Source organism: Streptomyces sp. NPDC001450, assembly GCF_053597295.1.
Window position 1 is genome coordinate 1 of sequence record NZ_JBSFHY010000082.1, and the last position, 16,464, is coordinate 16,464.

Genomic DNA, 16,464 nt, shown 5'->3' on the forward strand with positions numbered 1-16,464 from the left:
GAGGTGTCACGGGGTGGTCCCGAAACGCGTTTGTTCTGTAACGGTGCGGCCCCCGGTGCCGTGTGCTTCCTGTGCCTGGTCCAGGATGTCAGGAAGGTCGGTCCCTGGACCGACCGCACGACGACGTCATCCGTGTCCGTTCATCCGCGCACGGCGCTCATGATCAACGACGCGTGGATGGCCTCGGCCGCCATGGCACCCGCCGCGGCCGCCGCGGTGAACGACTGCTTCCACCGGGACGCCAGGTCCCCGGCCGCGTACAGGCCCGGGACGTCGGTGCACTGCATGTCGTCCACGCTCAGGTAGCCCGCGTCGTCGACGGTCAGTTTCAGCTCGTCGACCGCTCGGGCGACGACGGGCTGCTGCCGCTGCGCCGGCGTCCACACCAGCGTCTCCCGCTCCAGGACGCGGCCGTCGTCGAACTCGACGGCGTACAGCACCCCTTGACGGTGATGCAGGCGGTTGATCGTGCCCGTGACGACGTCACCGCCCATGCTCTGCGCGGCCGTGCGAGCGCTCTCGACACCCGGCATCGACGCGCGGCAGATGGCGACCGTGTCGGTGCTCCACGCACGGAACGCCACCGCGGAGAACGTGGCGAGTTCCGCGTTGTCCACCACGACGCCCCAGCGCCGGTCGGCGTTCTCCTCGCCGAGGCAGAACGGGCAGTGGATCACGCTCCGGCCCCAGCAGTCCGAGAACCCTTCCACCTGTGCCGGATGGATGTCGACGACACCGGTGGCGAGCAGGGCGGTCGGCGCCTCGATGATGTCGCCGTTGTCGAGACCGACATGGAAGCGGCCGCCGTCCGTGGTGCGCACGCTGTCGACGTCGGCCTCCAAGAGCTCCACGGTCGCGTACCGGGAGAGTTCCTTCCAGGCGCGCGAGCGGATCTCGGCGGGAGTGGCGCCGTCCAGCCCGACATGCCCGTGGACGCCTCCGGACGCGCTGTTCCGTGGCGCGCGGCGACTGTCCACGAGGATCACTCGCTGGCGGTACCTGGCCAGGGCGAGCGCCGCCGTGAGCCCGGCGGGGCCGGCCCCTACGATGACCGTTTCGGTGTCGGTGTTCGAGGACATGGGTCGGTACCTTCCGTCGGGAACTTGGCCGGGCCCCGTCCCGGTTTTGCCGGGACGGGGCCGCACAGGGCGAGGGGGCCGCTCAGCCGCCGACGTACTCCGCGAGGTGCTCGCCGGTGAGGGTCGAGCGGGCGGCGACCAGGTCGGCGGGGGTGCCCTCGAAGACGATCCGACCGCCGTCGTGGCCGGCACCGGGGCCGAGGTCGATGATCCAGTCGGCGTGCGCCATGACCGCCTGGTGGTGCTCGACGACGATGACCGACTTGCCGGAGTCGACCAACCGGTCGAGCAGGGCGAGGAGTTGCTCGACGTCGGCGAGGTGCAGGCCGCTGGTCGGCTCGTCGAGGATGTAGACGCTGCCCGTACCGGCCATGTTGGTGGCCAGCTTGAGGCGCTGCCGCTCGCCGCCGGACAGGGTGGTGAGCGGCTGGCCGAGGCTGAGGTAGCCCAGCCCGACGTCGCCCAGCCGGGTGAGGACGGAGTGCGCGGCCGGTGTGCGCGCCTCACCGGTGCGGAAGAACTCCTCGGCCTCGACCACCGGCATCGCGAACACCTCGCTGATGTCCCGGCCGCCGAGGCGGTACCTGAGCACCGACTCCTGGAACCGCTTGCCCTCGCACTCCTCGCAGGTGGTGGCGACGCCCGCCATGATCGCCAGGTCGGTGTAGATGACGCCGGCGCCCTTGCAGTTGGGGCAAGCGCCCTCGGAGTTGGGGCTGAACAGCGCGGGCTTGACGCCGTTGGCCTTGGCGAACGCCTTGCGGATCGGTTCGAGCATTCCGGTGAAGGTCGCCGGGTTGCTGCGCCGGGAGCCCTTGATGGGCGACTGGTCCACCGTCACCACGCCGTCCCGCCCGGCCACCGAGCCGTGGATCAGGGAACTCTTGCCGGAGCCCGCGACGCCGGTGAGCACGGTGAGCACGCCGAGCGGGATGTCCACGTCGACGTCCCGCAGGTTGTGGGTCGTCGCGCCGCGCACCTCCAGCACGCCGGACGGCTTGCGCACCGACGGCTTCACCGAGGCCCGGTCGTCCAGGTGCCGTCCGGTGATGGTGCCGCTGGTCCGCAGCGCCTCGACCGACCCCTCGAAGACCACCTGGCCGCCGCCCGTACCGGCCTTCGGACCGATGTCGACCACATGGTCGGCGATCAGGATCGTCTCCGGCTTGTGCTCCACGACCAGCACGGTGTTGCCCTTGTCGCGCAGCCGGAGCAGCAGGTCGTTCATGCGCTGGATGTCGTGCGGGTGCAGGCCGACCGTGGGTTCGTCGAAGACGTAGGTGACGTCGGTGAGCGCGGAGCCGAGGTGGCGGACCATCTTGACGCGCTGGGCCTCACCGCCCGAGAGCGTGCCCGACGCCCGGTCGAGCGAGAGGTAACCCAGCCCGATGGAGACGAACGAGCTGAGGGTCTCGTCGAGAACCTTCAGCAGCGTCGCGACCGACGGGTCGTCGATGGCGCGGATCCAGGCGGCCAGGTCGCTGATCTGCATCGCGCAGGCGTCGGCGATGCTGAGGCCGTCGATCTTCGAGGACCGGGTCAGCGCGCTGAGCCGGGTGCCGTCGCACTCGGGACAGACGGAGAACGTCACCGCCCGCTCCACGAAGGCACGGATGTGCGGCTGCAGCGACTCCTTGTCCTTGGTCAGGAACGACTTCCGGACGCGCGCGAGCAGGCCCTCGTAGGTGGTGTTGATCCCCTTCACCTTGACCTTGACCGGGTCCCGGTGCAGGAAGTCCTCCCGCTCCTGGTCGGTGTAGTCGCGGATCGGCTTGTGCGGGTCGAGGAAGCCCGACTCGGTGAACGACTGCACCACCCAGCCGTCGGGCTTCCAGCCGGGGACGGTGACCGCGCCGTCGGCGAGCGACCTGGAGTCGTCGTAGAGCTGGGTCGGATCGATGTCGGTGACGGAGCCCATGCCCTCGCAGCGCAGACACATGCCGCCGACGACGCTGAAGCCCTTCTCGATCTTCTTCCCGTTCACCACCAGCGTGCCCGACGCGTCGGCCGTGGCGACGTTGAAGGCGAACGCCTTCTGCGAGCCGATGTACGGCTTGGCGAGCCGGCTGAAGAGGATGCGCAGCAGCGCGCCCGCGTCGGTGGCGGTGCCGACCGTGGAGCGGGGGCTGGTGCCCATCGGCTGCTGGTCGACGATGATCGCGGTCGTCAGTCCGTCGAGGACGTCGACCTCGGGGCGCGCCAGCGTGGGCATGAAGCCCTGGATGAAGGCGCTGTAGGTCTCGTTGATCAGCCGCTGCGACTCCGCGGCGATCGTGTCGAACACCAGCGAGCTCTTGCCCGAGCCGGAGACACCGGTGAACACCGTCAGCCGGCGCTTGGGGATCTCGACGTCGACGTTCTTGAGGTTGTTCTCACGCGCACCGTGCACGCGGATCAGATCGTGGCTGTCGGCAGCGTGCAGCGCAGACGACTCTAAGTCCGTCCTCGTGCCGGCGGTCATGGCGTCCCTCCCATGGGTTGGCCACGGCACGCCGACGTCGTGCGGCCCAAATCGACCTGATTTTGACCTCGTTTGCCGGACACGTTGCGCGTCGGTACGAACGCCGGAATGCCGTTGTTGTTTGGAATGTGTCAACTGAGGTCATCGGATACCGCTACTGGGGACCGAAGCTACCACGCCGCCGTTACGCCATGTACGAGTTGTCCTGCACCCAGTGGAAACCGCGGTCGACGAGAGGGAATGTGGCGAGATTCAGCCGGTGCAGTCGTACCCGCAGCCGGTAGCCGTCGACTTCGCCGTCCAGGATCAGCTCGTCGTCGGCGGAACGCCGCAGCGCGAAAGCCGCGGTCCACTTCGGATCGGCCATCTTGAGCAGGCTCATCGAATGGCCGTCCATGTCGACCGCCGCGACATAGCCGCCGTCGAGGGAATCGTCCATGCGCTGGATGGTGACGGCGTCGGCGGAGTCGAAAACGACGCGACGCCATCGTTGTCCGTCGGTCGTCAGCGGGGGCTGTTGCTCACCGTCGACCGAGAATTCCTCCACGTTCCAGATGCCGTACAGTTCGGGCTTTTCCCGTCCGCCGCCGTACGTCTTCCACACCGACCAGTCGTTGCGCAGCTGTGCGCGCAGCAGCCACAGACCCGCGGCGACCTGCGCGGCCGCGGCGATCCGGTTCGCGCCGGGTGAGCGGAACAGTTCCTGCCGGGACGACGGGCGGACCGTCCGGTCGGACAGAAAGGCTTCGGCCAGGCGCGCCGACTCCGGTGCCAGCAACACCAGGCTCAGCAGGAGCAGATGGAACGAATGGATCTTCACCGGGACGTCGAAGGTCATGTTCAGGATGAACACCTGGGTCAGTTCCATCGCGCACAGCAGCGCACCCAGTGTCGCCGTCCGCGGCAGGATCAGCAGCAGTCCGCCGGCGATTTCCGCGCAGCCCAGCATGACTTGGTACGGCTTGGAGGAGCCCGTCTGCGCCCACAGCACGCTCATGGGGCTGAAATTGCCGAACGGCTCGACGAGTTTGGTCAGTGGCATGTGAAACTGCAACGGAATGGCCTTGGCGGCACCGTAGGAGAACATCTGCCCCGCGAGACAGAACCGGACCACCAACCTGAACCACGAGTCCAGCGTCTCGTAGTTCGTCCGGCGCCGGTCGAGCAAGGACCAGACCGGGGTGGCCGCGGCGGCGCCCATCAGCCAGCTGAACTGCCCCACCCACGCGTTCAGGTCGTCGCCGCCGTCGAAGCGCTCGCCCAATTCCTTGTCGAATACGTGCGAGGCCACCCACTTCCGCACCGGACGCATCGACCAGAGTTTCGCCCAGGCGTCGGCCGCCTCCTGCTTGTGCCCCAGCCCGCCACCCCGCAGGGTCAGGAAGATCTGCGGTGTCGTCAGGCAGTAGGACCCCGCGTAGACGAAGGCGAACCGGAAGGCGCCCCGGGCGACCCCACTCCACTGCGACGGGTTCGCCGGGGTGCCGGTCCGCAGGCTCGTACGCCTGGTCGCCCGGTTGGGCTGTGAGGGTGCCAGGAGCCGTAGCAGTCTGCCTGCGCGTGCTTTCATGATTCATCACCTTCACACGGGCCGGATGCGCGGTTCGGACATTCCCCGGTCGATGGATCCCAGGTCAGTTGCGGCGGAACCGGCCGAGCCAGGCGGGCAGTTCGAGGGGTTCCGACGCGGACGGGAGGATCCCGTGCATGGTGGTGTCGGTGACGGACTCGACGGTCCAGCCGTCGGCGAAGCCCCTGCGCAGGTCGTCGGCGGTCCGCTTCGGGCCGGGCGGCTCCGACGCCGGAATCCCCTCGATCACTTCGGCCAGCCGCGCCTGCATCTGCGCGGCCCCGCGGTCGCTGACCTCCAGCACGTGCACGAGCGCCCCCGGGCGGCAGACGCGGTGCAGCGCCGCCGCGTAGGTCCGCAGCCGGTCGGCGTCGAACGTGTGCGCGAGGCCGCAGTCGATGACGGTGTCGAAGCGTCCGTCGTAGCCCGCGAGTTCGAGGGCGTTGGCGACGGCGAAGGTGGCGTCGAGTCCACGCTCCTCGGCCTTGCGCCGCGCGATGGAGACCGCCTCGGACGACAGATCGAGTCCCGTCACCGCGTAGCCCTTGCCCGCCAGGTGGAGGATGTCCTCGCCGGTGCCGCAGCCCGCGTCGAGCACCGCACCGCCGATGAGTCCCGCTTCCTCCAGTGCCACGAAGGCCGGCTGCGGCGCCCCGATGTCCCAGGGCGGACGCTTGCCGAACGGGCTCTCGCCACGGTAGACGGCGTCGAAGACATGGGTCAGCGCGTCGATTCCGTCGGGCTGGGAAGCGGGTTCAGTCATGCGGCCATGATTGCGCCGTCCTCGGTTCCGCTTTCGATCTCTTGCCGACTTCTGTCAAAGCCCGGTGGGCCCCGCCCGACGGGCGCCCACCGGCCACCGTCATTCCCGGGGCCGTCGACGCCGCCGTGCGGCGAATGCCGTCCTGATCAGGTCGTTCCAGCCGGCTGCGGGCCGTACGTCCGGGTCTGGCCGGGTTTCTGGCCGACATCTTTCACGTCGGTTGATCCACCTCAGAGCGGCGACGACGATCAGGCACAGCGACTGGCCGCTGATCTGGATACCACATTTACAGGGGGGACTCTGGATGGGTTACACCGGCGTCACGGCGGTGCAGGAGGCCATGTGGCTCCAACAGGAGCTGGCCCCCGACCGGCCGAACAATGTGGTGACCCTGTGGGACGTCGACGGTGACCTGGACATCCCCCTGATCACCGAGGCACTGCGCGTGGCGGTGTCCGAGGCCGGGGCGCTGACACTGAACTTTCGCCGGGACGACGACGGCGGTCTGCGCGCGGTCGCCCGCGATCCGGGGCGGCCGGAGCCGTTCCACATCGACGTGAGCGGCGCCGGCGACCCCGGCGACGCGGCCCGAGCCGTGGTCGCCGAGCTGGTGAGCCGGCCGTTCGACCTGGGCGCGGACGCGGTCTTCCGGATCGGTTCGATCCGGCTCGGCGCCACCCGCCACCTCCTGGTTCTCGTCTTCCACCACATCGTCACCGACGCGTTCGGCGTCGTCACGCTGCTGTCCCAGCGGATCGCGGAGATCTACCGTGCGCTGCGCTCCGGTTCCGCCGTACCGGAGCTTCCCCTGAACGCGCGGGGAGACGCTCAGCAGAAGGATGCCGCGTACCGGGCATCCAAACGGTTCGCCGAGGCCGAGGAGTTCTGGCGGGACTACCTCGCCGACCAGCCGTCCGCGGCGCGGCTCCCCACCGGAGTCCGTCCCGCCGGCGACGGCCGGGCGGCCGGGCACTGGGACAGCCTCACCGAGCCGCTGGGCATGACCACCCGCACCGAGTGGATCCCGGCCGCCGAACTCGCCGCCTGGAGGCGCACGGCCGACGCGGTCGGGACGAGCCTGCCGGATCTGCTCGCGGCGGCGGCCACCGCGTTCCTGCAGCACCTGTGCGCCGTGCCGGAACCGCTGCACGAATTCACCGTCAACCACCGCGTCGGCGCCCTGCGACGGTCACTCGGCCTGCTCTCCAACCGGCTGCCGATCCGGGTCGAGGTGCCGCCCGCGGCGACACTCGTGGAACTGGCCGAGGCGCTCGGCCAGGAGCGGCGGCGCGTGCTGCGGCACGCGGGCCACGACGTGTCCCTGATCAAGCGGGCGGCGGGGCACGCAGGTTCGGTGCGCAGCCCGTTCGGCACCCTCGTCAACGTGATCCCCTTCGTCGAGGCGCTCGATCTCGCGGGCAGCGTGGCACGGTTCGCCGGCGGCACGTTCGGTGTGATCGACGAGGTGATGGTCTCGACCTACACCGACGGCGGCGCCGACAGCGACCTGTTCGTCCGGTTCGACGCCCCGCGGGCGCACTACGGGGACGAGGACGTCGCCGGTCTCGCCGACAGGTTCGTGACGTTCGTGCGGGCCGCTCTGGCCGACCCGCGCGCCCGGCTCGCAGAGGTCAGCGTGCTCAGCACCGACGAACACCACGCGCTCCTCACCGAGTACTCCGGCCCTGAGGTCACCCCGTCGGTCCTGACGCTGACGGAGCTGCTCGAGCGGCAGGCCGGCGCCACCCCCGACGCGATCGCGGTGACCTTCGAGGACACCTCCCTGACGTATCGGGAGCTGGCCGACCGGTCCGGTCGTCTGGCCCGTCTGCTCGTCGAGGGCGGCGCGGGGCCGGAACGGTTCGTCGCCGTCGCGATTCCCCGGTCACTGGAGCTGGTCGTCGCGCTGGTCGCCGTACTGAAGGCGGGCGCCGCCTACGTCCCGGTCGACCCCGACTACCCCACCGCCCGCGTGGAGTTCATGCTCGAAGACGCCAGGCCGACACTGCTCCTGTCGGTCAAGGGCACGGCGGACCGGCTGCCCCGGACCGACATCCCCCTGATCACGGTCGACGAGGCCCAGCTCACCGACGGACCCACCGCGCTCGCGCCGCACTCCGTCGAGCACCCGGCGTACATGATCTACACCTCGGGATCGACCGGCCGTCCCAAGGGCGCCGTCGTCACGCATGCCGCGATCGTCAACCGACTGCTGTGGATGCAGGACCGCTACCGGCTGGACGGCTCCGACCGGGTGCTGCAGAAGACCTCGGCCTCCTTCGACGTGTCGGTCTGGGAGTTCTTCTGGCCGCTGATCACCGGAGCCGGCCTCGTCGTGGCACGGCCCGACGGGCACCGCGACCCGACCTACCTCGCGGAGCTGATCCGGCGCGCCGGGGTCACGACGCTGCACTTCGTTCCGTCGATGCTCGCCGAGTTCGTCAACGACGAGGCTGCGGGCGCCTGCACCGGCCTGCGCCGCGTCATCTGCAGCGGCGAGGCACTGCCCGCCGAACTCGCCGCGCGCTTCCACGAGTTGCTGGGTGCGCCGCTGCACAACCTGTACGGGCCGACCGAGGCGGCCGTGGACGTCACGGCGTGGCGGTACCGGCCCGGAGCGAGCACCATACCGATCGGCACGCCGATCTGGAACACCGCGCTGTACGTGCTCGACAGCCGGCTCGGACTGGTCCCGCCCGGGGTGTACGGCGACCTGTACATCGCGGGCGCCGGCCTCGCCAGGGGCTACCACGACCGCTCGGCCCTGACCGCGGAACGCTTCGTCGCCTGCCCGTTCGGCCCGCCCGGGCGGCGCATGTACCGGACGGGCGACCTGGCGCGCTGGAACGAGAACGGTGAGCTGGAGTTCGCCGGACGCGCCGATCACCAGGTGAAGATCCGCGGCTTCCGGGTCGAGCCCGCGGAGATCGAGGCGACGCTGGCCGCGCACCCCGGAGTGGCGCAGGCCGCCGTCCTCGCCCGGCGCGGCCGCGGCGCCGACGGGGCCGCCCAGCTCGTCGCCTACATCGTGCCGACCACCTCCGGGGGCATCGGCGGGTCCGGCGTGGACTGGGACCTCCATGCTGGGCTGGACATCGCCGAGCTGCGGGGCTTCGTCGCGGCCCGGCTGCCCGCCCACCTGGTACCCGCAGCGTTCGTCGCGCTCGACCGGCTGCCGCTGACCGCGAACGGCAAACTGGACCGGGCGTCGCTGCCCGAGCCGGAGTTCACCGGCCAGGCTCACCGGCCGGCCCGCACCAGCGAGGAGCACGTCCTGGCGGCGGCGTTCGGCGAGGTGCTCGGGCTCAGCCGGATCGGGGTGGACGACGACTTCTTCACGCTCGGCGGCGACAGCATCCGGGCCATCCAGGTGGTGGCCCGCGCCCGGGCGGCCGGCCTCGCGCTCAGCCCGCGCACCGTGTTCGAGTGCCGTACCGTCGCCGCGCTGGCCGCGGCCGCCACCCGGGACACCGCCCCGACGGCACTCGCCGAACTCGACGGCGGCGGCATCGGCCTGCTGCCGCTGCCGCCGATGGCACGGCTGGTCGCCGAGCGCGGACCCGGCCTCGACCGGCTCGCGCAGTGGCTGGTGCTGGAGGTACCGGCCGAGACGGACCGCGACAACCTCACCGCCACGGTGCGCGCCGTCCTCGACCGGCACGACGTACTGCGTGCCCAACTGGTCGACGACGGTCTGCTGGTGCACCCGCCCGGCTCGGTCGACGCGGCCCGGCTCGTCAGACGGGTCGAGTGCCCGGGGGACTGGAGCGGGGACCCGTGGCAGGCGCTGCTGCGCACCGAGGCGGCCGCCGCGACACGCGACATCAAGGCATCGGACGGCAGGATGCTCCGGCTGGTGTGGTTCGAGCCGGGCACCGGCGGCCCCGGACGGCTGCTGGTCGCGGCGCACCACCTGGTCGTCGACGGGATGTCCTGGCGGGTGCTGCTCCCCGATCTGGCCGAGGCGTGGCGGCAGGCCCGCACCGGCGAGGCGCCGGTGCTGCCTGCGGTGGGGACGTCGATGCGGCGCTGGCTGCACGCGCTGGCCGACGAGGCGACCCGGCCCGGGCGGGCGGCGGAGGCGGAGCTGTGGCGCGACATGCTCGCCGCCCCCGCGGCCGCCGTCGGATCCCGGCCGTTCGACCCGAAGGCCGACGTCACCGCGGCGACGGAAACCCTTCGTGTCCAGCTCCCGGGCGACCTCACCGAGGCCGTGCTGACGTCGGTGCCGGCGGCGTATCGCAGCGGCGTCGACGACGTCCTGCTCACCGCCCTCGTCCTGGCGCTGGCCCGGCACCGGCGGGGCGTGACCGACGGCGCCACCGTCGTACGCCTGGAGGGCCACGGCCGGCAGGAGGAGCTGGCCCCGGGCGCGGACCTGTCCCGCACGGTCGGCTGGTTCACCACCGTCCACCCGGTCCGGTTCGACCTCGCCGGCATCGACGTCGACGAGGCGATCGCCGGGGGAGCGGCCGCCGACGACGCCCTCAAGCGGGTGAAGGAGCAGCGGCGCGCGCTGCCCGACCACGGCATCGGCTACACCCTGCTGCGCTACCTCAACGACGAGACCGCGGCGCTGCTGCGCCCGTACCCGGCGGACGAGATCGGATTCAACTTCCTCGGCCACTTCTCCTTCGACGGCCCAGAACCGGCACGCGGCCCCGGATGGAAGCCCGCCCCGGAATGCCCCGAACTCGTCGCGGCACCCGACCCCGACATGCCGGCGCTCAGCGCACTCGAACTCAACTCCCTGGTGACCGACACAGGGGACGGCGCCCGGCTCACCGCCCTGTTCACCTTCGCCACCGGCGTGCTGCCCGCCGACGAGGTCCGCGACCTCGCCGACACCTGGTGCGCCGCCCTGCGAGGCCTGCACACCCTGGTCACGACGGGCGCGACCGGCCTGACCCCGTCCGATGTGGCGCCGGTGCACGTCGACCAGGTCGAACTGGACACCTGGCAGAGCCGGTTCGGCCGGGTGAGCGACGTGTGGCCGCTCACCCCGCTGCAGGACGGCCTGCTGTTCCACACGATGCTCGCGGACACGGCCTCCGAGGCCTACCAGACGCAGTTCGTGTTCCGGCTCAGCGGCCCGGTGGACGCGCCGCGCCTGCGGGCCGCGGGCCAGGCCCTGCTGGGGCGGCACCCGAACCTGAGGGCCGCGTTCCTGTCGAGCGCGGCCGGCGAGTCCGTGCAGATCGTGGTGGACGACGTCCCCCTGCCCTGGCGGCAGGTGGACCTCACCGGCGAGCCCGAGGCCGAGGCGCGGCTCGAGGAGATCCTCGCCGAGGAGCGGGACACCCGCTTCCGCCCCGACAGCCCGCCGCTGCTCCGGCTCACCCTCGTCACGCTGGGACCGGAACGGGCCGAGCTGGCGCTCACCGCCCACCACGTCCTGCTCGACGGCTGGTCGGTACCGCTGATCGAGCGGGAACTGATGGACCTGTACGCGACCGGCGGCCACGACGCCCACCCGCCCCGCGCCCACGGCTACCGGGACTTCCTGCGGTGGCTGTCGCGGCAGGACGCGGCACGGTCGGCCCAGGCGTGGGCCACGGAGCTGGCAGGCGTGGCGGAGCCGACCCTCCTGGCGCCCACGGCACGCCCGGCCGGCGGCGGCAGCGGGCAGGTCGACGCGGCACTGACCGGCGAGGACGCCACCAGGCTGGCGCGTCGAGCCGCCGAGTGGGGCGTCACCCCCAACACCCTGGTGCAGGGCGCGTGGGCCGTCGTACTCGCCGAGCTGACGGGTCGCGAGGACGTGCTGTTCGGCACCACCGTCGCCGGCCGGCCGTCCGAACTGCCGGGCGTGGACGCGATGATCGGCCTGTTCATCAACACGGTGCCGGTGCGGGTGCGGTGCACGCCGGCCGACCGCCTCCCGCAGCTGCTGGGGCGGCTGCAGGACGCCCAGGCGAGGCTGCTGGACCACCACCACCTCGGGCTCGCCGACATCCAGCGGTCGACCGGGCTGAGCGCGCTGTTCGACACGCTCGTGGTCTTCGAGTCGTTCCCCGTCGACCGCGTCGGCCTCTCCGCGGCGGCCGCGTCCGCGGACCTGGCGGTGACCGGCATCCGCCCGTACGCCCCACCGCACTACCCGCTGACCGTCATCGCGGCGGCCGACCCGCTGCTGCGCCTCTCCTTCCAGTACCGGCGCGACGCCTTCGCGCAGGCCGAGGTGGAGGTGATCGCCGGCCGGCTGGTGCGGGTGCTGCGGCAGTTCGCCGCCGACCCGGAGACCACCGTCGGCGCGATCGACGTGATCTCCGACGCGGAGCGCGAGCAGGTGCTGCACGGCTGGAACGACACCGCGGCCCCGCTGCCCGAGCGGACCGTTCCCGAGCTGATCGCCGAGCAGGCGGCCGCGACACCGGACGCGGTGGCCGTCGAGTTCGACGGTCACCGGCTGACCTACCGGGAGTTGGACGAGCGCGCCAACCGGATGGCGCACTGGCTGATCGAGCAGGGCGTGGGGCCGGAGTCGCGCGTGGTGGTGCTGCTGCCCCGCTCGCTCGACCTGGTCGCGGCACTGCTCGCGGTGTGGAAGGCCGGCGGTGCCTATGTGCCGGTGGACCCGGAGTATCCGGCCGCGCGGGTGCGGTCCGTGGTCGAGGACAGCGCACCGGTGCTGGTGCTGGACCCGCGACGGCTGGCCGAGGCGGACCTGTCCGCCCACCCCGCCCACGACCCGGGGACCGCGGTCGGCTTCCACCACAGCGCCTACGTCATCTACACGTCCGGCTCCACCGGAAAGCCCAAGGGCGTGGTCATCGAGCACGGCGCCCTGAGCAACCTGCTCACCGGCATGCGGGACCGTTTCTCGCTGTCGCCGGACGACCGGCTGCTGGCCGTCGCCACCGTCGCCTTCGACATCGCCGCGCTGGAACTGTTCCTGCCCCTGCTGACCGGTGCCCGGGTGGTGCCGGCCGGCAAGGACACCATCACCCAGCCCTCGGCGCTGCTCGACCTCGTCCAGCGGGCGGGCATCACCCTCATGCAGGCCACCCCCGCCCTCTGGCAGGTGCTGGTCACCCACGCCCCGGCCTGCCTGACCGGGCTGCGCGTGATCACCAGCGGCGAGGCCCTGCCCACAGCACTGGCCCACACCCTGTGCGAGCACGCCGCCGAGGTCACCAACCTCTACGGCCCCACCGAGGCCACCATCTACTCCACGGCCGCCTGCCTCGACCCCGGCACCGCCGGCATGCCTCCCTCCATCGGCGGCCCCGTCACCAACGCGCAGATCCTCATCCTCGACCGCACGCTCCACCCCGTGCCGCCCGGTGTGACGGGTGATCTGTGGATCGCCGGGCACGGCCTGGCCCGCGGCTACCACGGCCGGCCGGGAATGACCGCGGAGCGGTTCGTGGCCAATCCCTTCGGTCCGCCGGGCACGCGGATGTACCGCAGCGGGGATCTGGCCCGCTGGACCGGCACGGGTGAGGTCGAGTACCTCGGGCGCTCCGACCACCAGATCAAGCTGCGCGGGTTCCGCATCGAGCCCGCCGAGATCGAGCGCACCCTGACCGGTCATCCGGCCGTCCGCCAGGCGACCGTCATCCTCCGCGAGGACAACCCGGACGACCGGCAACTGGTGGCGTACCTGGTGCCCGAGCCGGGCTGCGCCGTGCCACCCGCGGAGCAGCTGCGGACGCTGGTGGGGGAGCGGTTGCCCCAGTACATGGTTCCGGCCGCGTTCGTCGTGCTGGCGGAGCTGCCGCTGACACCGAACGGGAAGCTGGACCGCCCGGCGCTGCCGCGGCCCGAGTTCGACGGGGACGAGTACCAGGCTCCGCGCACCCCGCGGGAGACGGTGCTGTGCGGGCTGTTCGCCGAGGTGCTGGGGTTGGAGCGGGTCGGCATCGACGACGACTTCTTCGCCCTGGGCGGACACTCGTTGCTGGCCACCCGTCTGGTGGCCCGGGTGCGCGCCGAGCTGGGCGTGGAAATCCCGATCCGGATCCTGTTCACCGCCCCCACCGTTGCCGAGCTGACCGGCCGTTGGAACGAGATGTCTGCCTCTTCCCGAAAGCCGCTGCGCAGGATGAGCGAAAGGTAGAAGCACCATGATTCCCCTCTCTTACGCGCAGCGGCGGATGTGGTTCATCAACCGTTTCGAGGGCCCTTCCTCGACCTACAACATCCCGCTGCTCCTGCGCTTCCACGGCACGCTCGACACGACCGCGTTACGCGCCGCCTTCCATGACGTGATGGTCCGGCACGAGGTCCTGCGGACGGTGTTCGACGACCTGGACGGCCAGCCGTTCCAGCGCGTCCTCGACCCCGCCGAGATCGAACTGCCCTGGCAGGACTGGGGCCGGGTCGCGCCCGACCGGGTGCCGGGCGTCGTGTCGTCGGTGGCCGGCAGCTGGTTCGACCTGGCGGTCGACGTACCCCTGCGGGGATCCGTCGTCCAGTGCGGCGAACAGGAATTCGTGCTGGTGCTGGTGATTCACCACATCGCCGGAGACGGCGGATCGCTGGCACCCCTGGCCCGGGACATCTCGGCGGCATACCGGGCCCGCGCGGCCGGGAGCGCCCCGGAATGGACCGAGCTGCCCGTGCAGTATTCCGACTACGCGTTGTGGCAGCAGGAACTGCTCGGGGACGAATCCGATCCGCAGAGCGTCCTGTCGGTCCAGGCGGCCCACTGGCGCGAGGAGTTGGCGGGGGTCTCGCGACCGCTGTCGCTGCCCCTGGACCGACCCCGCCCCGAGGTGGCGAGTTTCCGTGGCGGATCCGTTGAACTCGGGCTCCCGAGCGAGGTGCGGGCACGGGTCGAGGAGCTGGCGCGGGCGCGTGGCGTGACGGTGTCGATGGTGTTCCAGGCCGCGCTCGTGATGTTGCTGCACCGGCTCGGCGGCGACGAGGACATCACCGTCGGTGCCCCGATCGCGGGCCGCACCGACGAGGCGCTCGACGACCTGATCGGATTCTTCGTCAACACCTGGGCGCTGCGGGTCCAGGTCAGCGCGGACCGGTCGTTCGACCGGGTGCTGGAACAGGTCCGGCAGAAGGCGCTCGCGGCGTACGACAACCAGGACGTGCCGTTCGAGCGCCTGGTGGAGCTCCTGCGACCGGAGCGGTCGACCGCCCATCACCCGCTGTTCCAGGTCGTCCTCGCGTGGCAGAACAACGCGCGGCCGGAGCTGGACCTGCCGGGCGTGACGGTGTCCATGGAGCCCGTTCCGACGGGCTCGGCGAAGTTCGACCTGTTCTTCAACCTCGCGCCGGACGAGTCCGACGGGTCGGTCGTGGGGGAGATCGAGTACGCCACCGACCTCTTCGACCGCTCGACGGTCGAGGGATTCGCGGCGGGGTTCGTACGGGTGGTGGAGCAGGTCGTGGCCGACCCGCGGGCCACCGTCGGCGCGCTCGGCATACCGGCCGACGCGCAGCCGGAGCACGGCACCACGGCCGCACCGCGCGAGGCCGCGGGCCGGCCGCTGGACGCGGACGAGCGCCACAAGATCCTCGTGGAGTGGAACGACACGGCCCGGGACTTCCCCTGTCCGGGCCCGGTTCACCTGCTCTTCGAGGAGCAGGCCCGGCTACGGCCGGACGCGATCGCGCTGCGCTGGGCCGGCGGGACCATGACCTACGGCGAGCTGAACCAGCGGGCGAACCGTATCGCCTGGGACCTCAAGGAGCGCGGCGTCGGCCCGCAGACCGTCGTCGGGGTCGGCATCCGCCGCGGCCCGGTCATGATCGCCGCGGTGTTCGGCGTGCTCAAGGCCGGCGGCGCCTACCTGCCCCTGGAACCGTCGTTGCCGGCCGAGCGCGTCGCCGGCATGCTCGCCGACACCGGAGCGACCACGGTGGTGTCCACCTCCGACACCGAACGCTGGACGGTCCCGGACGGCGTCCAGGTCATCGAGGTGGACGAGGCCCGCGCGGCGCAGGCCGCACTCCCCGATCCGGAACCGGTCGCCGGGCCGGACAACACCGCGTACGTCGTCTTCACCTCCGGCAGCACCGGAAAGCCCAAGGGTGTCGAGGTCACCCATCGCCCCGTGCACAACCTGCTCAACTGGTGTTACCGCACCTTCGACTTCGGCCCCGACGACGTCGGGCTGTGCGTGACTTCGCTCGGCTTCGACCTCTCCGTCTTCGACATCTTCGGTCTCCTGGGCTGCGGTGGTGGGCTGTACGTCGCCGACGAAGCCGAGCAGCGCGATCCCCAGCTCCTGCTCGACCTGCTGCTCACCGAGCCGATCACCTTCTGGGACTCGGTGCCCACCACCCTCAACCAGGTGGCCTCCCTGCTTTCCGGGAACGCCGGGTACCAGGGAACCGACGACCTCCGCCTGGTGTTCCTCTCCGGTGACTACACGCCGTTGTCGTTGCCGGACGAGGTCCGCGGGGTGTTCGGGAACGCGGAGATCATCAGTCTTGGTGGGGCGACCGAGGCGACGGTGTGGTCGAACTACTTCCGGGTCCGTGAGATCGACCCGGACTGGCGCAGCATTCCTTACGGCCGTCCCATCGACAATGCGCGCTATTACGTGCTCGACGGGGACATGGAGCCGTGTCCGGTGGGGGTCGAGGGTGATCTGTACATCGGCGGCGACTGCCTCTGTGTCGGCTA

6 protein-coding genes are annotated in these 16,464 nt (G+C 71.3%); 2 read left to right on the top strand and 4 right to left on the bottom strand.

What is annotated here, in order from left to right; genetic code table 11:
- Positions 1–140 precede the first annotated feature (140 nt).
- The 4 genes from ACWC5O_RS44005 to ACWC5O_RS44020 form a co-directional block, all read right to left on the bottom strand.
- Complete coding sequence (locus ACWC5O_RS44005; protein ID WP_450587107.1) at positions 141–1,079, bottom strand: FAD-dependent oxidoreductase; 939 nt, start codon at positions 1,077–1,079, stop codon at positions 141–143.
- An 82-nt stretch (positions 1,080–1,161) separates the two neighbouring features.
- Entirely contained in the window at positions 1,162–3,540 is a 2,379-nt protein-coding gene (locus ACWC5O_RS44010; protein WP_450587108.1) for an ATP-binding cassette domain-containing protein, read from the bottom strand.
- Positions 3,541–3,724: 184 nt separating this feature from the next.
- Positions 3,725–4,852 carry a hypothetical protein gene (locus ACWC5O_RS44015; RefSeq protein WP_450587110.1) on the bottom strand — a complete coding sequence of 376 codons (1,128 nt, stop codon included), beginning with the start codon at positions 4,850–4,852 and terminating at the stop codon, positions 3,725–3,727.
- Between the two features lie 322 nt (positions 4,853–5,174).
- Positions 5,175–5,873 (bottom strand): class I SAM-dependent methyltransferase, encoded by a 699-nt coding sequence (locus ACWC5O_RS44020; RefSeq protein WP_450587111.1) that lies wholly within the window; start codon positions 5,871–5,873, stop codon positions 5,175–5,177.
- Between the two features lie 304 nt (positions 5,874–6,177).
- Here ACWC5O_RS44020 and ACWC5O_RS44025 point away from each other — a divergent pair, with 304 nt between their 5' ends.
- Positions 6,178–13,935 (top strand): amino acid adenylation domain-containing protein, encoded by a 7,758-nt coding sequence (locus ACWC5O_RS44025; RefSeq protein WP_450587113.1) that lies wholly within the window; start codon positions 6,178–6,180, stop codon positions 13,933–13,935.
- Between the two features lie 7 nt (positions 13,936–13,942).
- Positions 13,943–16,464: non-ribosomal peptide synthetase (locus ACWC5O_RS44030; protein ID WP_450781278.1), on the top strand; the 2,522-nt coding region annotated here is incomplete at its 3' end.

Excerpts from the sequence above, each read along its gene's own strand:
- ACWC5O_RS44005 (WP_450587107.1), bottom strand. The coding sequence starts at position 1,079 with ATGTCCTCGAACACCGACACCGAAACGGTCATCGTAGGGGCCGGCCCC.
- ACWC5O_RS44025 (WP_450587113.1), top strand. The coding sequence starts at position 6,178 with ATGGGTTACACCGGCGTCACGGCGGTGCAGGAGGCCATGTGGCTCCAA.
- ACWC5O_RS44015 (WP_450587110.1), bottom strand. The coding sequence starts at position 4,852 with ATGCGTCCGGTGCGGAAGTGGGTGGCCTCGCACGTATTCGACAAGGAA.
- ACWC5O_RS44010 (WP_450587108.1), bottom strand. The coding sequence starts at position 3,540 with ATGACCGCCGGCACGAGGACGGACTTAGAGTCGTCTGCGCTGCACGCT.
- ACWC5O_RS44020 (WP_450587111.1), bottom strand. The coding sequence starts at position 5,873 with ATGACTGAACCCGCTTCCCAGCCCGACGGAATCGACGCGCTGACCCAT.